This is a genomic window from Necropsobacter massiliensis, assembly GCF_000827595.2.
GTDB classification, from domain to species: Bacteria; Pseudomonadota; Gammaproteobacteria; order Enterobacterales; family Pasteurellaceae; genus Necropsobacter; species Necropsobacter massiliensis.
On sequence record NZ_LN776180.1, the window covers coordinates 18,743 to 40,124 of the forward strand.

Below are 21,382 nucleotides of genomic sequence, written 5' to 3' on the forward strand. Positions count from 1 at the left end.
CGTTGTCTAGTGCTGCAAATGCTCGCTCATCAACGCAAACCACGCTTGCATACGTCGGTTCATGACTCGGATTTGCAACTCGCTCGGCGGTATGTGAGCAAAAACCCGCTGCCAGTAAAGATCCTGCCGGGTATAGGCAGTGCCACGAATAAGACTGTCCAGCTTCTGCGCGCAGGCTGCGAGATCAACGGCGTCTTCCGCTTTAAACACCGAGCTTTTATCGACGCGGAGTAAATTCAGATAGCCATCAATCGCACTTGTGATAACCGGCAAGGGTTGGCATTGCCCCTGAATAAAATCTTGTACATACACCGCCAACTGCGCAAGTGCGGTGTTTTTTTCCAGTGTTTTGAAGGTGATCTTCTCTTTTTTAGCATAATAACGCGCAGGCGCCGCATTATGCTGTGCGGCACATTGCAACAGATAATACACCCAGCTTTCAATCACGTCCTGATCTCTGATCGCACCGACTCGCCAGCACACCCGTTGCAACATACCGTTTTCCTGCGCATATAAATGATCCAAATCGCCGTATAAACGGACCGTTCCGCTTGCACATTCAACAAACAATTCTATCGCTTGTCGCTGCCCATCCCGAGTCAGATAATCCTCCACACATGCTTTTAACTCCTGAATATCGCGTTTCAGTTGTTTTTCATAAACCTGCGCAAAACTGCCGCGCGGCATCACGCCTTTAATCATCAGCGCAGTAAAAAATGCCTCCTGCGCCGACTCATCACAATAGAGTAATTGTTCATGAATACAATATTGATCCAGATTATTCAGACTAAAATTCTCACTGTCTGCAATTAACGGATTTTCATCATTAAAACTTACGCCCAGTCGTTGCTGCAAAAAATACTTCAGCGGATGTTGGACAAATGCAATTAAATCAGGCAACGCGATCTCGCTTATCGGTGCAACTTCCGGCGCCAGCGGCTGCATAAAATCCGGCGTATCAGCATGCTGCAAACGTCTTGCCAACGGCAGCCATTTGCGCGCAAAAGTGCGGTCGTTACCGCGGAAGTTTTGTTCGCTGAATGCGGTCATCGCATGTTGTTTTACTAGCAACGCGCGCCAATCCTGCGGCGAGTTATCTGTATCTTCACCATCCGCCGCACTCAGGTTTTCCGCCACATAATCCAATAACTGGCTAACCAGTACAGAAGGTTCTTTGGGTTGGTCGTCCACCACGGAACGCCCAACATAGCTGATATAAAGATAATCTTGTGCCGACAACAACGCTTCTAAAAAAAGATAGCGATCATCATCGCGGCGGAAACGATCGCCTTTCTGATGATGATATTGCATTAAATCAAAACTGTTCGGCGTATGTCGGCGCGGATAATCGCCCTCATTCATACCGAGCAGACAGACTACTTTAAACGGAATGGAACGCATCGGCAACAACGTACAAAAATTCACCTTGCCGGCAAGGAACTTCAGGCTGTTCGGACTATCTTGCAAATATCCGTCCAACACGTCGCTAACCACTTCGATACTAAGCGGTTCATCAAAATTCGCCGCTTGTAATTGTTCGGTGAAGCGCTGAATACAATCTTTCAAATACCACAAGGTTTCATTGTTCTGCTCATCGGCGGCGAAAAACGTTTCGGTCAACGTCAACAAATGCTGCTGCCATTGCAACGCCTCGTGTTCTGCCGCCAGCACCTGCTGCCATTGCGACAGACTGTCGATAAATGCGGCCAGATAGCCCGCTAGCCGCCCGTTCAAGCCATAGCTGTTATCCAGCCCCAAGCTATCCTGCCAGACACCGTTTTCTTCGCGCAGGGCATATCCGAGCAACATGCGTTCCAGCCCCGCCTGCCAAGCATTATAATTATGCTGAGCGGCATCCGTATATTTATCCAGCCCAAAACGAATCCCGCTGTCAGCAACCCAATGATGAATCAGAACCAAATCGTCAGATTCAATCTGAAAGCGTGTGCGGATCGCCGGAATATCCAGCAGCGCCAGTATTTCTTCCGCCCCGAACAGGCTTTCTTTTAAGTTTAGCAAACTGAGAAAGCCGGAAATCAACACATCGCTTTCCGATAACTTGTTATCGGAAATGGAAAAAGGAATATAGTGCGGCTCCTGACCGAACACGGCGCGGATATAAGGTGTGTATTGATCAATATCCGCCACCATAACCACAATATCTTTCGGCGTAAGGCTGTTATCTTGACTAAACAAATGCAGCAAGTAATCGTGCAGCTCCTCCACTTCCCGCATGGCGCTGTAACAAGCATGAAAACTCAGCGATTGATCCGTAGCCTGATAATGCAGCGGCTGTTTTCCGCTCGGCACTAAATTTAAGATGCGCGCTTGGATCTGCGACAGTAGATGATTTTCCGGCGGTTCGATATAAGCACTGATGTCATTAGCTTGTAGCTCGGTTAATAAATATAAAAAATCGCGCCCTTGTTTTCCCCACGCAGACAGCAAAGGATGCCCAATCTGTAACAGCTCGTTGTCATAGGTATATTCAATTGCGTTGTTTTCCAGCTTGCGGACTTGCCGTGTCGAAAGCAGCGGTCGGGCGCACTTATCCGTATATAAAGTGCGGTGGCGAATCTGTAATTTTTGCCAATAGGACGGAGCGATAATATCGCCCCAATATTCTCGGCAGCCGTTATTAAAAAATAAATGCACGTCACAATAAGCGCTGATCGCATGCAGTGTGTCCAGATAGGTCTTCGGTAAAGCGGAAATACCAAACACAAAAATCCGTGCTGGCAGCTTTTTCGGTGTGCCCTGAGCCAATAACGCTAAAAAGCGCTGGTGTAAGCGTGCCCGATGCTGGATTTCACCGCCGGTCTGCATCCGAATGTCTTCCGTCAGTGCGCGCCATAATGCGCCCTGCCATTGCACATGGCGAGTAATCTGGGCGAATAATTGCTGATTGCTGCCGTCGATCTGATGCCCGATTTGGCTGCTAACGGACGGATCGTTTCCCTGTTCCCAGGCGCTTATCCATGCTGGGCGATAAACTAAATATTGGTCGAATAAATCGGCAATCTTATGCGCCAGCTGATACAGTTTCTGCTGCTCCGCCTGCACGGAAGAGCTCAGATAACGGCGCAGCGGCTGAAACTCCGAACGGGATAAATGGTCGGGAATGAGTCGCATTAGCCGCCAAGTCATACTCTCTTTGTCAAACTGGCTTTGCTGTGCCACATCTGGTAGATTGTCCGCATATTGCCGCCAGATAAAGGTTGCCGGTAGCGGAAACTGTAAATTCGCGGCAATGCCTTGCTTTTCCGCAATTTGCCATTGCAGCCACTGCGCCATTCCCGGGCTTTGCACCAGAATCGTTTCTGCCTGCAAAGGATCATTCAACGGCTGTCGCTGCATTAAATGAATCAAAATCTCTTTTTGAATATCCAGTTGATTGGAATAATAAACGGTAAACACATCTGTTCCTTTTTATAATACGATTTCGCCCGCCGGATAATGTACCGTCACTTGCGCCGACGAACAGCTGATACGAAAAGTGAGCTGATTTTGTTCAACGCGCGACTGACACGCCAAACCTAAAAATAATCGTTGCCGCTGGTTTTCTGCGATCTGTATTGCTTGATATCGCTGATAAATTTCTACCGCACTGTGGCGCTGTACCGCAATCCATTGATTAACGGACAGAAAAATACCACTAAATAAGGTTAAAGTCACTAACAGGGAGAGCAAATTGATGCCCGGATAATTCACCGCACTATAAGGGTTCGACATCATACCAGCTTTTCTCCGCTAACTGCCATCGGCTGTATTGTCTGACAATATTAGTCACCGTCTCTTTATGGTAAGTAATCTGCACTTGTTCGCTTTTGTGAAATTTTCCGCCGGTGATCAAAGCGCCACTGATTTTGCCTTTGCCGGTAATGAGAAGGTCACCTTGTGCCACAATAACGGCATAAATATTGCCGTTAAGTTCCCATTCCGTTTGCTGCCGGTTAAACCAATAAAGATGCCCCGTTTTGGCGCTTGGCAGGCTTGGCGGTGGCGGATGCAACTCAGCGGCAAACAAAGCTTCAAGTTCTGGTGCGAGATATTGTTCAAACCCGCCCAGGTTCAACGCTTTTTTCGGCGCCTGTTGAAACAGCGACAGCCGCTCGCACCAAACAAAATGGAAAGTGCGGTGATTTTTTTCATTGTTTTCAAAGCGGATGCGCCGGGTTTTATCATCATTATCTAAAGGCACGCTATTACATTCGGCATGTGCCTGTTCGTGGCTGATATGCTGTAATTCTAGTTGCGCCTGCAAATACACTTGACGCTGTGAGGGCAAAGCGGAATACAGGCGTAACAGATCGTCATCAAACCGCATAAACATCACCAACAATGCGCTAAGTAGCATCAACAGCGTGAGAGTCATTATACCGCGATATGCCATTATTCCGCCTCTTGATTGATTAACGGCACAATAATGCCGGTGTCATAACGTATCTCTGGTCGTTTTTTTAAGCGCCCCGCCAACCGCACTTCCACCGCCTTTCCCGCAATCAACCAGTCGAATTGCAAATGCGTAATGGCAATTTCGCTATCGTCCAGTAAATCTACCCAGCCACCGCTGTTGCAAGCCGGCTGTTGTATATAGCTGCGACACTGCTCCTGAGTACAGTATTGGTGCACAGTATTTTTATAGGTCAGACGGGTTTCCAGCATACTATCATGCAACCGATAGCCGAATAATTCGCGTTCAATTTCTCTGGCACTGTTTTGCCCCGCTGACAAACAAAGACCGGACTTATAACCGGTACCGATACACCCTGTGGCATCCAAATCATAGAAAAACAAGATACAACTATTCGGTTTTTCGCCGTCTGCCTGCGCAATCACAACACTGCGCCCCCGCTCATCCTGTTCAAATAACATCAGATTATTGCGAGTTAATTTCTCCGCAACGGCACGGAAGCCGACGCGACGTAAATCTTTGCCGATAAGCTGCACCGTGCGTTGCAATTCACTTTGTAAATGCAGTTGAAATAAGATGTCTTGATTTTGCCGTCGGGTCTGTCCGTAAAACTGGATCACCACCAGCAATAACAGTGAAGAGAGGGAAAGAGACAACATCAACCCGATCAAACTTTGCCCGTGATATAAGGAGCGCATACTCTATGCCTCATCCTTCACGCAGGCGCTCAATGCCTGATCACCCTTCAGTTTCAGACTGCCGATATTAAAAAACGAAAACAGGGTTCGACTGTCCCCCGCTTGCAACACCATGCAGGCAGTCGATGTGGTATTACGAATACCGTTCAGTCGAGTGATTTCTGTCGGGTAATAAGATTTACTGATCAACATGGTTTTATCGGCATAATCAGGATAGTAAAACTGTGCCGAAAGCTGGACGGAGCAATGCTGCGGTGCCAAACAATCACAAATCTGTTCGTTTTTTATCTGCGCCGTAAGACACCAGCGCTGTCGATAGCTATCCCGATTGGCAATCAACAGCCAAATATCGTTGGAATTCTCTGCTCGAGCCTGAATATAGCGCAGAAATAAATACAGCTTGCGCTGTTCTCTTTCTAAAATCGCCCGATCGCCGCTATGCTGCCAAGCTGGTAAAGCCAACAACATCACACTGCTAAGAATCACCAATACGGTCAACATTTCCAATAAGGTAACCCCTTTCGCCACATTATGCCCCATTCTCATCTTGCATAGTTAAAACGTTGTGTTTTAACACCGCACTTTAAATATGAAAAAATCTTTTAGCGACAAAATCATCACATTTCTGGAATACAGATCGCAAAAACAAAAAAAGAATTGAGATAAAAATGTCGGAATACGTTGGAATAACAAGAAAAACTGTTGGTGGGTCGTGAAGGATTCGAACCTTCGACCAACGGATTAAGAGTCCGCTGCTCTACCACTAAGCTAACGACCCATATAATCTTAGGCGGATAGTTTCAACTAATTGGTGGGTCGTGAAGGATTCGAACCTTCGACCAACGGATTAAAAGTCCGCTGCTCTACCGACTGAGCTAACGACCCGAAAATATATTTAAGGAATATTACCGTTAATTGGTGGGTCGTGAAGGATTCGAACCTTCGACCAACGGATTAAAAGTCCGCTGCTCTACCGACTGAGCTAACGACCCGTAAGTATATTTACGGAATGTTACGTTTGAATGGTGGGTCGTGAAGGATTCGAACCTTCGACCAACGGATTAAAAGTCCGCTGCTCTACCGACTGAGCTAACGACCCATGAAGATATCATCGCGTAACGGAGGCTTATAATACTGGTTTTATTTTAATAATCAATAAAAATTTTTGATTTTTTATTCATTTGAATGAATACTCGCCAGATATAATAAGAAACAAACGGTTTTTGCGCAGATAAAAACCGAGCCTGTTCGGGCTCGGTTTTCATATTAAAAAGGAATGCGTAAAAATTAGTATGCTAACACTGCACGACGGTTTTTCGCATAGGCTGCTTCGTCATGACCTAACTCAGCTGGTTTTTCTTCACCGTAAGAAACGGTTGAAACCTGACCAGCTTGAACACCTTTAGCTGATAAGAAGTTTTTAACAGCATCTGCACGACGTTGACCTAATGCAATGTTGTATTCCGGAGTACCGCGTTCGTCAGTATTACCTTCAACTAACACTTTAGATGCAGGAGTTGCATTTAAGTATGCCGCATGCGCATCTAAGATCTGTTCGTATTCGCCTTCGATGTTGTATTTATCGAAACCAAAATAAACAGTGTTGTAACGTTGCTGTAAATCCTGAACGGAGTAACCGCCGAAGGTTTGAGCATTTGCGTCAGCGCCAGCGCTTTCATTTTTGGATGAACTACAAGCTGCTAATACTGCTACAGAGCCAGCTACGACTAATAATTTTGCAAAGTTTTTCATTAACTTTTCTCCTAGTTTTTACTCAAATATGGTGACCAAGCTGGAAATTTAACTTGTCCATCACTTCCTGGTAGACGGGCTTTGAATCGACCGTCAGCAGAAACCAATTGTAGCACCTTTCCTAAGCCTTGTGTAGAGCTATAAATAATCATAATTCCGTTCGGCGAAATGCTCGGGCTTTCATCCAAGAAAGTGGAACTTAGCATCTCGGTTTCCCCTGTCGCCAAGTCTTTTTTCACGATATGATCGCCTGAAATCATGATTAACGTACTACCGTCGGCGGAAATTTGCCCGCTATAACTACGGCCGCCCGAGCTAACCAATGAGGCACCACCACCTGACGCACTCATACGGTAAACCTGCGGCGATCCGCTTCTGTCGGAAGTGAACACGATTGACTGTCCGTCCGGAGACCAACCCGGTTCGGTATTATTACCGGCGCCGCTGGTCAACTGAGAGACTTGTCCACTACCTAAATTCATGACATAAATATTTAACACACCGTCTTTGGAAGAAGCAAACGCCAATCTTGAACCGTCCGGTGAAAATGCTGGCGCACCGTTATGCCCTTCAAAGGAGGCGGCAACTTTACGCGCACCAGAATGCAGATCATGTACCACTAACTGAGCCTTTTTCTTCTCAAAGGAAACATACGCCAGTTTGCCGCCGTCCGGTGACCATGCCGGAGACATCAACGGCTGGGAACTTTGCGTTACGATAAACTGGTTGTGTCCGTCATAGTCCGCCACGCGCACCTGATAAGGGCGAGAACCGCCGTTTTTCTGCACAACATAAGCGATCTTAGTTCTGAATGCACCGCGAATGGCAGTCAGCTTTTCAAAGACTTCATCGCTGACCGTATGCGCGCCCAATCGAGTTGCATTGGCGGGCACGGCATATTGGTTCTGACTCAAAACGGTACCTGCTGTACCTGACGCCCCGATAGTATCGACCAGTTGATAAGCGATGCTATAACCGTTTCCGTTCGGCGTTACCTGACCGACTACAATGGCATCAATCCCCAAAGACGACCACGCATCCGGCGTCACTTCGGATGCCGCACTCGGTTGCTGCGGCATGCGGCTTACCGGAATCGGATTGAATTTCCCGCTGTTACGCAAATCGGCGGAAATAATATCCGCGATATCCGCCGGTGCAGCACCGGAACCGTTCCATTTAAAAGGGACGACGGCAATTGGGCGTGCGCTGTCAACCCCTTCATCAATTACAATACGGACTTCGTCATCGGCAAAAGCTGAATTCGCCAATAACAGAAACAGCATTGTCAACAAACTCATTATACGTTTCATGTCGCTTTCCTCAGGTTAAATTACTTTCCTAAAACCATACCAGTTATTTAATATCAAAATCAATAATCGGGGCTTTATATTTACTATAAACCGCATCAGACGGTGCCGCCGGCACTTTTTTAGTTCGCGCAACCGCACTTAATGCCGCAGTACAAATATCATCCGGTCCGGAAACCTTTTGGTAACCGGAAATGGTACCGTCACGTTCCAACTGAATTTTAATCCGGCAAACTTTACCGGCAAAGCTCGGATCTTTTAAGAAACGGCGTTGAATTTCCTTTTTAATTACACCAGCATATTGATCACCGACTTTACCGCCGTCACCGCTACCTAATCCGGCGCCGCGTCCCTGGCTCCCCTGCCGATTGGTGTTACCACCAACAGAGGCGCTGCCGCCGCCGATATCACCGCCGTTTAAAAAGTCGTCCAATGCTGCCTGCTCCGAACGCCGTTTTGCCGCTGCCGCCTCCGCTTTTGCCTTGGCGTCGGCTTTGGCTTTCGCCTCCGCATCGGCTTTTGCTTTCGCTGCTGCTTTGGCTTCCGCCTCCGCTTTCGCCTTAGCATCGGCTTTCGCTTTAGCATCAGCCTTCGCTTTAGCGTCCGCTTCAGCTTTCGCTTTCGCCTCTTTTTCCGCCTTAGCTTTTGCCTCTGCCTCGGCTTTCGCTTTTTGAGCCGCTTCTGCCGCAGCTTTTGCCTTAGCCTCTTCCTCAGCTTGTTTTGCCGCAGCCGCCAACCGCTTGGCTTCGGCATCAGCTTTCAGTTTTGCCGCCTCGGCCGCCTGTTTGGCTTTGGCTTGTTCAGCCTCTTTCTGTTTTTGCAACGCCTCTAATTTGGCTTTTTCTTCTTGCTGTTTTTTCTGCTGCTCAGCAAGCTCTTTCTGACGAGCCTGTTCTTTTTGCTGTTCTAACGCTTTCTGACGTTCCTGCTGCTTTTCACGTTCTAATGCCTGCTGGCGTTTTTGTTCTTCAAGCTGTTCCTGCTTATCTTGCTTTTGTTCATCAATCGGTTCCGGTTGCTTTGGCTTGTCGGCATCACCTTTTTTCTGTTGCTGTAAACGCCCCCATTCCTGCGCAGCCGATCCGGTATCGACCATTACCGCGCCGATAACATCACCGTCTCCTTCACCGCCGCCCATAATTTCGACATTGTGATAGAAAGAACCTAATATCAACAAACCAAACAAGATAATGTGCAGTACGATAGAAACAATGACCGCATCGATACCTTTATTTTGCCGATTATTCCGCACAATTATACCTACTTAGTTAAATCGGGTTAGTCATTAAACCGACGGATTTAATGCCCGCAAGGTGGAGCAGATTCAGCGCTTTGATGACTTCCTCATAAGGCACATCTTTCGCACCGCCCACTAAAAACATCGTGTTGTTATCTTTGTCATATTCCTGTTTAGTCATTTGAGTGACCATTTCTTCCGTTAGCCCCTCACTGCGCTCGCCTCCCACGGAAAGCGTATATTGACCGATACCCGATACTTCCAGAATCACCGGCACTTTATCTTCATTCGATACGTTCTGACTGTCGACCGCATCCGGCAGTTCAACTTGTACGCTCTGGCTGATAATCGGTGCGGTCGCCATAAAAATCAGCACCAGTACTAATAATACATCTAAAAAAGGCACGATATTAATTTCGGATTTAATATCGCGACGTCTGCGACGATAAGACATAGTTGCCTCTAAAAAACTTTTCTAAAACCGACCGCACTTTTGTGCGGTCAACCTGCAATCTCAATTAGTTATGATGATTACGACCGAACACCTGACGATGCAAAATGGTGGTGAATTCATCAATAAAGTTACCGTAATTCTGTTCCAACTTGTTGACGCGCAAACTTAAACGGTTATATGCCATCACCGCCGGAATCGCGGCGAATAAACCGATTGCGGTGGCAATCAGCGCTTCCGCAATCCCCGGCGCCACCATTTGCAAGGTTGCCTGTTTGGCGCCACTTAATCCCATAAACGCGTGCATAATCCCCCACACCGTACCGAATAAACCGATATACGGGCTGATGGATGCGACGGTCGCTAAAAACGGTACGCGGGTTTCTAAATCTTCCACTTCTCGGTTCATTGCCAGATTCATGGCACGCGAACTGCCCTGAATAATGGATTCCGGTGAATCCGGATTAGCCTGTTTCAAGCGGGAAAACTCTTTAAAACCGACATAAAAAATCTGTTCGCTGCCGGACAATCCGTCACGACGATTGGACAATCCTTCATACAATTTATGCAGATCTTCACCCGACCAGAAACGGTCTTCAAAGGCGGAGGATTCTTTCAGCGCTTTCGTTAGTACGCGACTGCGCTGAATAATGATCGCCCAAGAGGCAATCGAGAATGAGACCAAAATTAAAATTACAATTTGAACAACAATACTTGCTTTTAGAAACAGCTCTAAAAAGTTCAATTCAGTAGTCATTAGATAACTCCGAGAAATTAATATACCTAAACGTCAGTTCATCTGAAACGCAGACTTGATCTCAACAGGAATCGCCATCGGTTTCATTTTACCCAGATTAACACAAGCCACTTTAACGGTGGCTTTGCATAAAATCACATCATCTCTTCTTAACCGTTGTGTAAACAAAATCGTTGCGCCTTTGACTTCGGTTACGTCAGTTTCTACCGCCAGCAAATCATCCAAGATTGCCGGAAAACAGTAGTCAATCTGCATTGATTTGACCACAAATGCGATATTACGTTCATGTAATAACGCGTACTGCGAAAAATTCAGCATGCGTAAATACTCTGTTCGCGCGCGTTCAAAAAAATGCAGGTAACGCGCATGATACACTACTCCGCCGGCATCGGTATCTTCATAGTACACGCGTACCGGAAACGAAACTATACTCATATCAGCATTCAACCTTGAGAGCTATCGACAGTATTTTATCAGGAAGAAAATTCGCGTATTTTAGAGCGACTGGCTCGGATTAGCAAGCAATAAAGTGCGGTCGAAATTAATTATTTTTTATAAAAATTAAACAATTTTCATAATCTGTCATTATCCAATAACAGACATTATCAATCTCATACACAGCGCTATAGATAAAATAAAAAAGTGGGTGCATCCCACTTAGGCGAGTTATAGCAGGTTATGCAACAGCGCAATGAGCGCAATCAGATAGCCGAATGGCGGAAAAAACACGCTTTTCCAGACAACAGAACGAATGTCGAATCCGATTCCGTGAATCCATAAGATCATGGTCGCCCAGATCACCGCCATCACCCAAAATGGTGAAACAACGCGCAGCTGAGATGCAAACTCATTGATATTAAAGAAAAAGAATAAGGTGATAAGCAGCGCAATAATAAATGAAAGGGCCCGCCAAGAGCCCTTATTTACCATTTGATACAATGTAGTAATCATTGACTTACTCGTCAAATTTACCTGTTTTTTCAATACCGATCGTAATCACGGCACTGATCATAACGGCGAACAAAACACCCACTACCCATAACACATAAAACATAATTTATCTCCTTAGTATAATGAGTTTTTGTTTTCTTCAATGAAATCACTGTCAAGACGACCAAACATCTTCATATATGCCCAAATCGTATACGCCAGTAAAATCACAACGAATACTAATGCCAATCCAAGCATCAACGTCAGAGTCAATTCACTTGAAGTGGCATCCCACATCAGTAAACTCATTTCAGGATGTGTAATTGACGGCATAATGAACGGGAACATGGAAATACCGCAGGTCAGAATAATACCCGCCATGGTTAATGACGAGAACAGGAACGCCAATCCGCAGCGATTCGCCTTTGATGCCAGAATATTCAACAATGCGCCGCCCACCGCCAATGCCGGGAAGAGCAACAATATCGGTGCCGCCTTGTAATTATCAAACCATGCGCCGGCTTGAGTCACCACTTCTTTGCCAAGCGGTGAAGACGGTGCGTTGTGATCAAGCACGCTGGTCACGACAAAACCGTCTTTAAAATACAACCAAACGCCGGCCAACACGAAAGTAATCAAAGTTGCAAATGCACCTACCTGCGTAATAACACGAGCACGCTCGCGCAATTCAGAGGTAGTTTTCATTTGCAGCCATGCGCCGCCGTGTGTGGTTAACATCGCTAAACTAATCAGACCGCACAATAAAGCAAATGGATTCAATAACGCAAAGAATGAACCGGTGTAAGTAACCTGCATTAATTCGTTGAATTCAAACGGCACACCTTGTAATAAATTACCAAATGCGACACCGAACACCAATGACGGCACAAAACCGCCTAAGAACAAGCCCCAATCCCATGCGCTACGCCATGTCGGATTGTTGATTTTGGCACGATATTCAAAACCTACCGGACGGAAGAATAAGGCGGCAAGCACCAGAATCATCGCAATATAAAATCCGGAAAATGAGGTGGCATAAACAATCGGCCAAGCGGCGAACATTGCACCGCCGGCGGTTAATAACCAAACTTGGTTGCCGTCCCAGTGCGGTGCAATTGAGTTGATCATAATGCGTTTTTCCACCTCTTTTTTACCTGCGAAAGGCAATAGCGTGATAACGCCCATATCAAATCCATCAGTTACTGCAAATCCAATAAGCAATACACCGACTAAGATCCACCAAACAAAACGTAGCAATTCATAATCAATCATAGTGCGCTCCTGCTTATTTAGATGATTGTTCAAAATAGTAACGACCGGTCTTTAACGAACTTGGACCTAGACGACCATATTTGAACATTAAGTACATTTCGACTACAAGGAATATGGTGTACAAGGCACAAATTAAGCCGATAGAGAACCACAGATCGCCCGTCGTTAAATTAGAAGCGGCGACACCGACCGGCAGAACATCATAGATTGCCCACGGCTGACGACCGTATTCGGCTAAGAACCAACCGCTTTCAATGGCAATCCAAGGCAACGGCAGCCCCCATAATAAGGCTTTCAGCAATAACGAGCTGCGACCTACGGTTTTACGTACGTTCTGCACAAAGGCTGCAAGCATCAGAAGTAAAATCAAACCGCCGCACAGCATCATCACGCGAAATGACCAGAAAGTCGGTCCGACATTCGGAATAGTATCCGCAGCCGCAGCTTTGATTTGCGCATCCGTCGCATCCACAACGTTATCGGTGTAGCGTTTTAACAATAAGCCAAAACCAAGATCATTTTTAACCGCACTAAACTGGGCTTTTAGCTCGTCGCTTACTTGACCTTGCGCTTTTTTCTCCGCTTTTAGCTGTTGTAATAAGCCGTAGGCGACAATACCATTGCGTACACGCGCTTCATTGCGCGATTGTAAATCAACTAAACCGGCGAACTGTTTATCAATAGAACGGGTCACAATTAATCCCGCAGCATAAGGGATCTGAATGGCAAAATCATTTTTCTGCTCCGCTTGATTCGGAACAACAACCATATTCCACGACGCCGGTGCTGGCTGAGTATGCCACTCCCCTTCCATCGCGGCTAATTTTACCGGTTGTGTCTGACCGATTTCATAACCGGACTCATCCCCCATCACCAATACGGTAAGTGCGGAAATTAAACCGAATACCGACGCAACGGAGAAAGAACGTTTGGCAAAACCAAGATCGCGTCCTTTTAAAATATAGTATGCGCTGATACCCAATACAAAGAACGCACCGGATACATAACCGGCGGATAAGGTGTGTAAGAATTTACTTTGTGCTACCGGATTTAACCACAACTCCATAAAGCTGGTCATTTCCATACGCATGGTTTCAAAATTAAACTCGGAACCAATCGGATTCTGCATCCAGCCGTTTGCCACCAAAATCCACATTGCCGATAAGTTTGAACCGAAAGCCACACAATATGTTGTTAACAAATGTTTGCCTTTTGATAAACGATCCCAGCCAAAGAAGAACAACCCGACGAAAGTTGACTCTAAGAAAAATGCTAACAATGCTTCAATCGCAAGCGGTGCACCGAAGATATCACCGACATAATGAGAATAATATGACCAGTTGGTACCGAACTGGAATTCCATCGTAATACCAGTGGTGACCCCCAGAGCAAAGTTAATACCAAATAACTTACCCCAGAATTTTGTCATATCTTTATAAACTTCTTTGCCTGTCGCTACATAAAGCGTTTCCATTATCACCAGAATAAAGGATAATCCCAGCGTTAACGGCACAAACAAAAAGTGATATAACGCAGTTAATGCAAACTGCAATCTAGAGAGTTCAACAACGTCTAACATCTCAACTCCTTGTAAATGCTACAAGTTCTTCACAAATGATTACCATGTAATCACCCCATACGCTTAAAAGAATGTTCCTTAAGCAAGCTCCATTGAATTACCTTTATAATTATTACTACAACATAAAATTCACACTATTTTTACAGCCAGTAATTAATTATTATCATAGGTACCCCAAGACAGGTACGTATTCTACTACTAAAGATAAGGATAAAAAACAGTAAAAATGCAATACCGATCACATTTTTGTATTTAAATCAAAAATAATAATAAATAGGTATAATATTATCTATTGATATAGGTCAAATTGTATATCCTATTAACATTTTTACAACATTTATTATGCGCATGATCACAAGACGGAATAAAAAACCAACCAATACTAGACATTGCCCCGATATTCTGATAACTTTCGTTGCGTTTGATTTTTAGTATTTAAAAATTAATAAAGGGGTCTTAATGAAAACAACAATAAAATCAGTGCTGACGGCTTTTTTCGCAGTTGCCGCACTCACCGCGGTTTCGTTATCAGCACAGGCACAGCCGACAGAAAAACAAAAAGAAATTCAGGCATTACCGCAGCAGTGTGAAAAGCTGTTTAAAGAAACAGAAAATCTGATTGCCGAAGCAGAAAAACAACCGGGCACCCACACCCAGTTACGTAAAATTAAAAGCAAATTGAACCAAAGCAAGCAGCAAATTCTTGAAATGGAACTTGCCACCCAAATCCGAAGTTGCGATATCGGATTAGCGAAGCTAACGTCTAAACAACAATAAACAGCCATATGGAAAAAAGCTTGCGAATCATGCTCAGAGCGCAAGCTTTTTTCTTTTGGTCTATTCAAAACATAACGCTATTGCAGCGTTATTCCTCCAGCACCACTTTACCGATATAACCTAAATTACGGTAGCGTTGTGCATAATCAATGCCATAACCAACCACAAACTCATCAGGAATAGAAAATCCGACCCAATCCACCGGCACCTCCACCTCGCGCCGGGAAGGCTTATCCAACAGGGTACAGATCGCCAGCGATGCCGGTTCACGTAAATTTAAAATCTCACGCACTTTTTGCAAGGTATAACCGGTATCAATAATATCTTCCACAATCAAAACATGCTCGTGTTTAATATCGCCGTCCAGATCTTTGCTGATCTTCACATCATGATTTGACGTCATACCCGAACCGTAGCTTGCGGTTGTCATAAATTCGATTTCCACCGGCAGCTGGATTTCGCGTACCAAATCCGCCATAAACATAAAAGAACCGCGCAGCAGACCGACGATAATCACTTTATCCGCCCGTTTATGTCGGTAAAATTGCGTGATTTCACGTCCCAATTCCTGAATACGGGTTTTGACCTCTTGCTGCGGAATTAAAATATCAACATGATGTTTTTTCATTACTATCCCTTTATCAATAAGTTATCTCTGTTCTACGGATGAGCGCGCGTATTGTAGCAAAAAAAAAGCTGAAGTATAAACTCCAGCTTTTCAAATACCCTAACGAATTTACTTTCTACTCTACTTTTGTTTGGAGTATCCTAAAAATGACCTCTACCCAATCACTTTTAACCGCAATACTTAACAAACGCGCTCATTTTAACAAAATCGTCATTATTGTCAATAAGAATTATTCTCATTTATGAAATTAATTTAATTGCCCGAAATTTTCATTGTCGCCAGTAATACCGAGCCGGTTTGAATATTCGAGCGGTGCTCAATATCATCCGCCACCGCAATCATATTACGCAGCATATCCGTCAGCTGACCGGCAATTGTAATTTCAGCCACCGGATATTGAATCTCGCCGTTTTCCACCCAAAAACCGCTTGCGCCACGGGAATAATCGCCGGTCACCGGATTAACCCCTTGTCCCATTAACTCGGTAACCAGCAAACCGCGCCCCATTCGGCGTAAAAGTGCGGTCAATCCGCCACTTAAATTCGGCTTGACCAACCAATTATGAATCCCACCGGCATGACCGGTAGTCTGCATTCCCAGTTTGCGCGCACTGTAACTGGTCAGCAAATATGTCTGCAAGATCCCCTGTGTAATAATCTCGCGCGAAACCGTTTTAACGCCTTCGCTGTCAAAAGGAGATGATGCCAGCTGCCCGATTAAGTGCGGTCGCTCGCTTAACTGAAACCAATCCGGCAAAATCTGTTTACCCAACTGATCTAACAAAAAGCTGGCTTTACGATACAAGCTGCCGCCGCTTATCGCCGCCGCCAAATGCCCGAATAAACCGGTCGCCACATCATTTAAAAACACCACCGGCACTTCCTGCGTTGCGATTTTCTGCGGTTGCAAACGCGCCAGGGTTTTCTGCGCGCAGTGAGTTCCAACCCAATCCGCGCTTTCCAGCCGGTGTATATTACGCGCCACCGTATATTCATAATCACGCTCCTGCTGCGCACCATGGGCGGCGATCATAGAACAAGATAACGAATAGCGGCTCGACAAATAACTTTGCAGCATGCCATAACTGTTACCATACACCCTGACGCCGGTATGAGAATTAAACGCCGCACCTTCGCTGTTTACGATCCGCTTATCATAATCCAGCGCGCGCTGTTCCGTTCGCAGTGCCAGCTCCGCCGCGCGCTCCACATCAATATCCGCGGGATGATACAATTCTAGCTCCGGCGCCTCAAAAGCCATTAATTCCCGCGCGGCTAAGCCTGCACAATCATCAGGAGAGGTATATTTCGCAATTGCCAACGCCGCTTCCACCGCACTTTTAATTGCGCGGTGACTTAAATCGGAAGTTGAGGCATTGCCTTTTTGCTGCCCCAGATATACCGAAATGCCCAGCGCACCATCATTATTAAACTCCACATTTTCAATTTCCTGCAAACGGGCGGAGACTGACAGCCCGCTGACTTTCGTTACCGATACTTCCGCGCTGGCACCGGCTTTGCGTGCCGTATCAAGTGCATATTCCACCGCCTCGCGCAATGCTTGTTCTTGCTGTTTTAAAAGTGCGGTCGAATTTTGTTGATTTTCCATAATGAAACCTTTGTATTAAACATGTTACGCATTTTAGCTTATTTTGCGCCGTCTCGCTAATTCGGGCGAAATTATGCTAAACTAACGCGGTTTTTATTTTAATGCAGGACGTAATAATGGCAAAACGCAAAAAAGACGTATTTGATTGGGAAGAACAGCAAGAAGAAATTATCTGGGTCAGCAAAAGCGAAATCAAGCGAGATGCCGAAGTGTTAAAGAAGCTGGGCGAAAAACTGGTGAATTTAACCCAAACCAACTTAGCTAAAATTCCGCTGGATGACAACCTGTCGGATGCGGTGGAACTTGCCCGCCGTTTGCAGAAAGAAGCCAAACGTCGGCAGCTGCAATATATTGGCAAACTCTTGCGCAACACCAATGTCGCCCCGATTCAGGAAGCGCTGGATAAAGTCGAAAACCGACACAATCATCAACAGGCGATGCTGCATAAATTAGAATTGCTGCGTGATGAACTTCTTGCCAAAGGCGATGACGCCCTGAGCCAGCTACTTACCGATTACCCGCAAGCAGATCGCCAGCAATTACGCAACCTAATCCGCGCGGCACAAAAAGAACAGGAACAAAACAAGCCACCGAAAGCTTACCGGGAAATTTACCAATATTTAAAAACATTAATCTTAGTAGAATGAAAAACCGGGTGAAGAAATTCACCCGGTTTTGTTATCTGCCGATCATTTCGGCGCCTGCATAAAGCGGAAGAAGTCGCTGTCCGGTTTCAGAATCATCATATTTTCCGATTCGGCAAAGCTATTCTCATAGGCTTTCATGCTGCGCACGAAACTGTAAAATTCCGGTTCACTGCTGAATGCCTCAGCATACAATTTCGCCGCTGCGGCATCACCGTTACCACGCAATTCCTGTGCGGTTTTATTCGCATTGGCAAGAATCAGGGTCACTTTACGGTCAACATCCGCCTGAATAAACGCCGCTTTTTCTTTCCCTTGCGAACGGTGCTCGCGAGCAACGGCATCACGTTCGGCGCGCATGCGCTGATAAATGGAAGAAGACACTTCGTCCGGCAAATTTATCTGTTTTACTCGCACATCAATCACTTCGATACCCAGTTCCGATGTGCTGTCCTGTCCGTTATTTAAGGCTTTTTTGGCACCTGCCATTAATTCGCCACGCGTGCCGGAGACAATATCCTTAATAGTTCGAGAACCGATTTCGGAACGCAGCCGGTCGTTGACTTTACGACGCAGTAAATTCGACGCCTGAGTATAATCTCCGCCGCCGGTCGCGGTGAAGAAACGCCCGAAATCACTTACCCGCCATTTTACATAGGAATCCACCAGCAAGTCTTTTTTCTCCACGGTGACAAAACGATCCGCCTGTCCGTCTAAGGTGCGAATGCGGGCATCCAGCACGGTGATACTGTCGATAAACGGAATTTTAAAATGCAGTCCCGGATTATACACCGCCACCTTATTATCGGCATCACGCTGCACCTTACCGAAACGCAACATAATACCGCGCGTGCCTTCATCGACGATCACAATGCTTGAATAAATTACGGCGATCAGAACAATAATGATCGGAGTTAACAATTTACGCATTAATTAAATCTCCCTTGACGATTTTCCGAATTGTGTGGTGCATGAGATGGCGGATTGTTTTCCCCATAAACCGGCTTCGCACTGACCGCACTTTGTGATAGGTCATTTTTCGATTGCGCGCTCGGCGTCGCTTTTGCCTGTTTACCAGTCAAAATCTGCTCCAGCGGCAACACGGTTAGGTTATTGCCGTTATTACCATCCAGCATCACTTTCGGCGTATTCGCCATTACTTTTTCCATGGTTTGAATATACAAACGTTCGCGCAATAAATCCGGCGCAGCTTTAAACTCCGGCAATAAACGGCGGAAACGTTCTACTTCCCCCTGCGCATTCAACACAATTTGATCTTTATACGCGGTCGCCTCTTCAATAATACGTTGTGCATCACCGCGAGCAATCGGTTCCTGCTCACGGGCATAGGCTTCCGCTTCACGGATATAACGCTGTTCGTCCTCTTGCGCTTTAATCGCGTCATCAAACGCAGCTTTGACTTCTTCCGGCGGGCGCGCAAACTGGAAGTTCACATCTAGAATATCCAGCCCCATATTGTACGGCTGAATAATATCTTTCAGAGCTTTCCAAGTGTTTTCACGCACAATAGCCCGTCCGGTGGTTAAAATATCATCCATTGACATATGTCCGATTACATAGCGCAACGCACTGTCCGTCGCTTGATTCAAGCTGTCGTCCGCATTGCTGACACTGAACAGATATTTGGCGGGATCCTGCACGCGGTATTGCACCGTCATTTCGACTTTCACCATATTTTCATCCTGCGTTAACATGGAACCCTGCGTTCTCAGCTCCTTGACTTGTTCCACATTAACCGGTACCACGCGATCAACAAAAGTCGGTTTCCAATTCAAACCGGGCTGCACAATCGAATGCAACTCGCCAAAACGCAATACTACGCCGCGTTCCGCTTCCTTGACCGTATATAATCCGCTCACACCCCACAGAATAACCCCGGCGGCAACGGCAATCGGCAACAGTTTACCGGCATTGAACGACGGTTTTTTGCTGCCGCCGTTTCGATTACCGCCACCCAATTTTTTCAGCAAATTACCGAATACTTCTTCGAGATCGGGCGGCGACTGCTGATTATCACGGGGCGCGTCATCATTCCAATTCGGCTTTTGTTTACCGTCATTCGGCTGATTGTGCTCGGGCTTTTTTCCGTTACTGCCCGGCTTACCCCAAGGATCTTGATCTGAACCGTTAAAGGACATGCTTCTCTCCATTTGTCAAAAAATTGTTACACAGTCTAAACAAAATATCACGCTAAGTCTAATGAAAGTCGCTATTATTTAAGGTCGATTTTGTGATTTTAAAGAGGGCAATTCAATGATTTACCGAATAGACTATCGAATGCTCCAGCTCTTCCGCTGCTAAACCGTCTTGACCCCAGCGAAAACAATGGGCTACAACCGGTTCGTCATTGGCGAAAAAGGCTAAATAAAAAGGGAATTGGGCACTGAAAATCAGCTGCCCGCGCGGACAATATGCCGAGTGAAGTGATAAACACAGCGGATCATGGCGTACTTCCGACAGTTTCACAATCCCCACACCTTGCGATTTCAGTAGCGCTTCGCGCAAACACCAGATACGATAAAAACTGCCCGTCGCATCTTGCTGACGCATAAACCACTGTTGCTCAGCTTCGGCGGCAAAATGACGTAAAAGTGCGGTGTAATTTCGCGGCTTTTGCGCATATTCAATATCAATCCCCACTACACTGTCAGAGGATGCCCGTTTTATCTGTAAAATAACTGCCACCCAATCGCCGGAATGACTGATGTTGAAATCAATATGACGCAGCGAAAACTGAGGACGACCGCTTACAGTACGCGAAATATTGCCTAAAAGTGCGGTATCAATTTGCGCTTTTTTTAGCAGTTCCCACAATAGAAAATGCGCCACCCAGCGACAACGATGACGCTGGCGCACGCGAGGATTCTCATTCGGCTGGAATAATAATTCATCGGTTAATAAATCGGCGGGTATATCCTGTAGCGGATAATGTTGTTGAATATTGCCGCAGGCAATCAATAATGTCATGCTTTATTCCAAGAACAGTCGCAAAATACGGGCGGATATTATTTTTTCTGCCGCGTCAACTGCGCCAGACGCGCTTTGCAAATACGCTCCTGCCCCGCAACGGACAGCGTTTTTAGCCCGGCTTTGGTGTTGTCAAATCCGCGCGCAATCGCCGCCAGTTTATCCGCCGCCAAGGTGGAAGCCGCTAAATTCCGTTCGATATGCGCAAAATAAAGCTGACAACTTGCAGATAATTTTTCTGTTTTATAACCGCTCATTGAACAGGCTGATAACAAGAAAAGCGCCGCGAACAGCATTTTTTTCATAAGTCGTCCTTATAAAACGTGCAAAAAATAAGTGC

At 45.9% G+C, this 21,382-nt stretch carries 23 protein-coding genes and 4 tRNA genes; 2 read left to right on the forward strand and 25 right to left on the reverse strand.

Annotated elements, in window-relative coordinates; genetic code table 11:
- Window positions 1-6: 6 nt before the first annotated feature.
- The 19 genes from recC to BN3349_RS02780 all read right to left on the reverse strand — a co-directional run bounded on the left by recC (window position 7) and on the right by BN3349_RS02780 (window position 14,397).
- Window positions 7-3,417: an exodeoxyribonuclease V subunit gamma gene (recC, locus tag BN3349_RS02690; RefSeq protein ID WP_040975735.1), complete on the reverse strand. Its 3,411-nt coding sequence runs from the start codon at window positions 3,415-3,417 to the stop codon at window positions 7-9.
- 12 nt (window positions 3,418-3,429) lie between these two features.
- Window positions 3,430-3,735, reverse strand: a complete 306-nt coding sequence (locus BN3349_RS02695) for a DUF5374 domain-containing protein (protein ID WP_180334829.1) — start codon at window positions 3,733-3,735, stop codon at window positions 3,430-3,432.
- Window positions 3,716-4,393 (reverse strand): DUF2572 family protein, encoded by a 678-nt coding sequence (locus BN3349_RS02700; protein WP_040975736.1) that lies wholly within the window; start codon window positions 4,391-4,393, stop codon window positions 3,716-3,718. The genes BN3349_RS02695 and BN3349_RS02700 overlap by 20 nt, the downstream gene beginning before the upstream one ends.
- Window positions 4,393-5,112 carry a type II secretion system protein J gene (locus tag BN3349_RS02705; protein WP_040975737.1) on the reverse strand — a complete coding sequence of 240 codons (720 nt, stop codon included), beginning with the start codon at window positions 5,110-5,112 and terminating at the stop codon, window positions 4,393-4,395. Before BN3349_RS02705 ends, BN3349_RS02700 begins: the two co-directional genes overlap by 1 nt.
- A 3-nt stretch (window positions 5,113-5,115) precedes the next feature.
- A complete protein-coding gene (locus BN3349_RS02710; RefSeq protein ID WP_040975738.1) occupies window positions 5,116-5,652 on the reverse strand; it encodes a type II secretion system protein in 537 nt (178 codons plus the stop codon).
- A 163-nt stretch (window positions 5,653-5,815) separates the two neighbouring features.
- Window positions 5,816-5,890 (reverse strand) — tRNA-Lys (locus tag BN3349_RS02715).
- Between the two features lie 31 nt (window positions 5,891-5,921).
- Window positions 5,922-5,997: transfer RNA gene (locus BN3349_RS02720), tRNA-Lys, on the reverse strand.
- A gap of 31 nt (window positions 5,998-6,028) precedes the next feature.
- Window positions 6,029-6,104 (reverse strand) — tRNA-Lys (locus BN3349_RS02725).
- Between the two features lie 31 nt (window positions 6,105-6,135).
- Window positions 6,136-6,211: transfer RNA gene (locus BN3349_RS02730), tRNA-Lys, on the reverse strand.
- A gap of 188 nt (window positions 6,212-6,399) precedes the next feature.
- Window positions 6,400-6,864 carry a peptidoglycan-associated lipoprotein Pal gene (pal, locus tag BN3349_RS02735; RefSeq protein WP_032109612.1) on the reverse strand — a complete coding sequence of 155 codons (465 nt, stop codon included), beginning with the start codon at window positions 6,862-6,864 and terminating at the stop codon, window positions 6,400-6,402.
- An 11-nt stretch (window positions 6,865-6,875) separates the two neighbouring features.
- Window positions 6,876-8,174 carry a Tol-Pal system beta propeller repeat protein TolB gene (gene tolB / locus BN3349_RS02740; protein ID WP_040975740.1) on the reverse strand — a complete coding sequence of 433 codons (1,299 nt, stop codon included), beginning with the start codon at window positions 8,172-8,174 and terminating at the stop codon, window positions 6,876-6,878.
- Window positions 8,175-8,217: 43 nt separating this feature from the next.
- A complete protein-coding gene (gene tolA / locus BN3349_RS02745; RefSeq protein ID WP_040975741.1) occupies window positions 8,218-9,423 on the reverse strand; it encodes a cell envelope integrity protein TolA in 1,206 nt (401 codons plus the stop codon).
- 16 nt (window positions 9,424-9,439) lie between these two features.
- Complete coding sequence (gene tolR / locus BN3349_RS02750; protein WP_032109608.1) at window positions 9,440-9,862, reverse strand: colicin uptake protein TolR; 423 nt, start codon at window positions 9,860-9,862, stop codon at window positions 9,440-9,442.
- 64 nt (window positions 9,863-9,926) lie between these two features.
- On the reverse strand, window positions 9,927-10,616 hold the full coding sequence (tolQ, locus tag BN3349_RS02755; RefSeq protein WP_032093681.1) for a protein TolQ: 690 nt from the start codon (window positions 10,614-10,616) through the stop codon (window positions 9,927-9,929).
- A 33-nt stretch (window positions 10,617-10,649) separates the two neighbouring features.
- Window positions 10,650-11,051 carry a tol-pal system-associated acyl-CoA thioesterase gene (ybgC, locus tag BN3349_RS02760; protein ID WP_040975742.1) on the reverse strand — a complete coding sequence of 134 codons (402 nt, stop codon included), beginning with the start codon at window positions 11,049-11,051 and terminating at the stop codon, window positions 10,650-10,652.
- Window positions 11,052-11,282: 231 nt separating this feature from the next.
- Window positions 11,283-11,567 carry a cyd operon protein YbgE gene (ybgE, locus tag BN3349_RS02765; RefSeq protein ID WP_040975744.1) on the reverse strand — a complete coding sequence of 95 codons (285 nt, stop codon included), beginning with the start codon at window positions 11,565-11,567 and terminating at the stop codon, window positions 11,283-11,285.
- Window positions 11,568-11,571: 4 nt separating this feature from the next.
- Window positions 11,572-11,670, reverse strand: coding sequence for a cytochrome bd oxidase small subunit, CydX/CbdX family (locus BN3349_RS02770; protein WP_098042115.1), 99 nt, complete (start codon window positions 11,668-11,670; stop codon window positions 11,572-11,574).
- A gap of 11 nt (window positions 11,671-11,681) precedes the next feature.
- Window positions 11,682-12,818: a cytochrome d ubiquinol oxidase subunit II gene (cydB, locus tag BN3349_RS02775; protein ID WP_040975745.1), complete on the reverse strand. Its 1,137-nt coding sequence runs from the start codon at window positions 12,816-12,818 to the stop codon at window positions 11,682-11,684.
- A gap of 13 nt (window positions 12,819-12,831) precedes the next feature.
- Window positions 12,832-14,397, reverse strand: coding sequence for a cytochrome ubiquinol oxidase subunit I (locus BN3349_RS02780; RefSeq protein ID WP_040975746.1), 1,566 nt, complete (start codon window positions 14,395-14,397; stop codon window positions 12,832-12,834).
- A 459-nt stretch (window positions 14,398-14,856) separates the two neighbouring features.
- Between BN3349_RS02780 and BN3349_RS02785 the strand changes: the two genes are divergently transcribed.
- A complete protein-coding gene (locus BN3349_RS02785) occupies window positions 14,857-15,174 on the forward strand; it encodes a DUF5339 domain-containing protein (protein ID WP_040975747.1) in 318 nt (105 codons plus the stop codon).
- Window positions 15,175-15,262: 88 nt separating this feature from the next.
- Here the strand turns inward: BN3349_RS02785 and hpt are convergent, their stop codons facing one another.
- Together hpt and pmbA are read right to left on the reverse strand one after the other, a co-directional pair.
- Window positions 15,263-15,802: a hypoxanthine phosphoribosyltransferase gene (hpt, locus tag BN3349_RS02790; protein ID WP_040975748.1), complete on the reverse strand. Its 540-nt coding sequence runs from the start codon at window positions 15,800-15,802 to the stop codon at window positions 15,263-15,265.
- 252 nt (window positions 15,803-16,054) lie between these two features.
- Window positions 16,055-17,410: a metalloprotease PmbA gene (pmbA, locus tag BN3349_RS02795; protein WP_040975749.1), complete on the reverse strand. Its 1,356-nt coding sequence runs from the start codon at window positions 17,408-17,410 to the stop codon at window positions 16,055-16,057.
- 116 nt (window positions 17,411-17,526) lie between these two features.
- Between pmbA and yjgA the strand changes: the two genes are divergently transcribed.
- Complete coding sequence (gene yjgA, locus BN3349_RS02800) at window positions 17,527-18,057, forward strand: ribosome biogenesis factor YjgA (RefSeq protein ID WP_040975751.1); 531 nt, start codon at window positions 17,527-17,529, stop codon at window positions 18,055-18,057.
- Window positions 18,058-18,099: 42 nt separating this feature from the next.
- Here yjgA and hflC read toward each other — a convergent pair whose 3' ends face one another.
- The 4 genes from hflC to BN3349_RS02820 all read right to left on the reverse strand — a co-directional run bounded on the left by hflC (window position 18,100) and on the right by BN3349_RS02820 (window position 21,347).
- Window positions 18,100-18,984 carry a protease modulator HflC gene (gene hflC, locus BN3349_RS02805; protein ID WP_040975752.1) on the reverse strand — a complete coding sequence of 295 codons (885 nt, stop codon included), beginning with the start codon at window positions 18,982-18,984 and terminating at the stop codon, window positions 18,100-18,102.
- Entirely contained in the window at window positions 18,984-20,213 is a 1,230-nt protein-coding gene (gene hflK / locus BN3349_RS02810; RefSeq protein WP_040975754.1) for an FtsH protease activity modulator HflK, read from the reverse strand. Before hflK ends, hflC begins: the two co-directional genes overlap by 1 nt.
- A 112-nt stretch (window positions 20,214-20,325) precedes the next feature.
- Window positions 20,326-21,042, reverse strand: coding sequence for a 4'-phosphopantetheinyl transferase superfamily protein (locus BN3349_RS02815; RefSeq protein ID WP_040975755.1), 717 nt, complete (start codon window positions 21,040-21,042; stop codon window positions 20,326-20,328).
- 38 nt (window positions 21,043-21,080) lie between these two features.
- Complete coding sequence (locus BN3349_RS02820) at window positions 21,081-21,347, reverse strand: DUF5339 family protein (RefSeq protein WP_040975756.1); 267 nt, start codon at window positions 21,345-21,347, stop codon at window positions 21,081-21,083.
- Between the last annotated feature and the right edge of the window lie 35 nt (window positions 21,348-21,382).

What these genes read in the sequence shown, in the direction of transcription:
- BN3349_RS02695 (WP_180334829.1), bottom strand. Translation starts at nt 3,735, where the DNA reads ATGATGTCGAACCCTTATAGTGCGGTGAATTATCCGGGCATCAATTTG.
- BN3349_RS02700 (WP_040975736.1), bottom strand. Translation starts at nt 4,393, where the DNA reads ATGGCATATCGCGGTATAATGACTCTCACGCTGTTGATGCTACTTAGC.
- BN3349_RS02705 (WP_040975737.1), bottom strand. Translation starts at nt 5,112, where the DNA reads ATGCGCTCCTTATATCACGGGCAAAGTTTGATCGGGTTGATGTTGTCT.
- BN3349_RS02710 (WP_040975738.1), bottom strand. Translation starts at nt 5,652, where the DNA reads ATGGGGCATAATGTGGCGAAAGGGGTTACCTTATTGGAAATGTTGACC.
- pal (WP_032109612.1), bottom strand. Translation starts at nt 6,864, where the DNA reads ATGAAAAACTTTGCAAAATTATTAGTCGTAGCTGGCTCTGTAGCAGTA.
- tolB (WP_040975740.1), bottom strand. Translation starts at nt 8,174, where the DNA reads ATGAAACGTATAATGAGTTTGTTGACAATGCTGTTTCTGTTATTGGCG.
- tolR (WP_032109608.1), bottom strand. Translation starts at nt 9,862, where the DNA reads ATGTCTTATCGTCGCAGACGTCGCGATATTAAATCCGAAATTAATATC.
- tolQ (WP_032093681.1), bottom strand. Translation starts at nt 10,616, where the DNA reads ATGACTACTGAATTGAACTTTTTAGAGCTGTTTCTAAAAGCAAGTATT.
- ybgC (WP_040975742.1), bottom strand. Translation starts at nt 11,051, where the DNA reads ATGAGTATAGTTTCGTTTCCGGTACGCGTGTACTATGAAGATACCGAT.
- ybgE (WP_040975744.1), bottom strand. Translation starts at nt 11,567, where the DNA reads ATGATTACTACATTGTATCAAATGGTAAATAAGGGCTCTTGGCGGGCC.
- BN3349_RS02770 (WP_098042115.1), bottom strand. Translation starts at nt 11,670, where the DNA reads ATGTTTTATGTGTTATGGGTAGTGGGTGTTTTGTTCGCCGTTATGATC.
- cydB (WP_040975745.1), bottom strand. Translation starts at nt 12,818, where the DNA reads ATGATTGATTATGAATTGCTACGTTTTGTTTGGTGGATCTTAGTCGGT.
- BN3349_RS02780 (WP_040975746.1), bottom strand. Translation starts at nt 14,397, where the DNA reads ATGTTAGACGTTGTTGAACTCTCTAGATTGCAGTTTGCATTAACTGCG.
- BN3349_RS02785 (WP_040975747.1), top strand. Translation starts at nt 14,857, where the DNA reads ATGAAAACAACAATAAAATCAGTGCTGACGGCTTTTTTCGCAGTTGCC.
- hpt (WP_040975748.1), bottom strand. Translation starts at nt 15,802, where the DNA reads ATGAAAAAACATCATGTTGATATTTTAATTCCGCAGCAAGAGGTCAAA.
- pmbA (WP_040975749.1), bottom strand. Translation starts at nt 17,410, where the DNA reads ATGGAAAATCAACAAAATTCGACCGCACTTTTAAAACAGCAAGAACAA.
- yjgA (WP_040975751.1), top strand. Translation starts at nt 17,527, where the DNA reads ATGGCAAAACGCAAAAAAGACGTATTTGATTGGGAAGAACAGCAAGAA.
- hflC (WP_040975752.1), bottom strand. Translation starts at nt 18,984, where the DNA reads ATGCGTAAATTGTTAACTCCGATCATTATTGTTCTGATCGCCGTAATT.
- hflK (WP_040975754.1), bottom strand. Translation starts at nt 20,213, where the DNA reads ATGTCCTTTAACGGTTCAGATCAAGATCCTTGGGGTAAGCCGGGCAGT.
- BN3349_RS02815 (WP_040975755.1), bottom strand. Translation starts at nt 21,042, where the DNA reads ATGACATTATTGATTGCCTGCGGCAATATTCAACAACATTATCCGCTA.
- BN3349_RS02820 (WP_040975756.1), bottom strand. Translation starts at nt 21,347, where the DNA reads ATGAAAAAAATGCTGTTCGCGGCGCTTTTCTTGTTATCAGCCTGTTCA.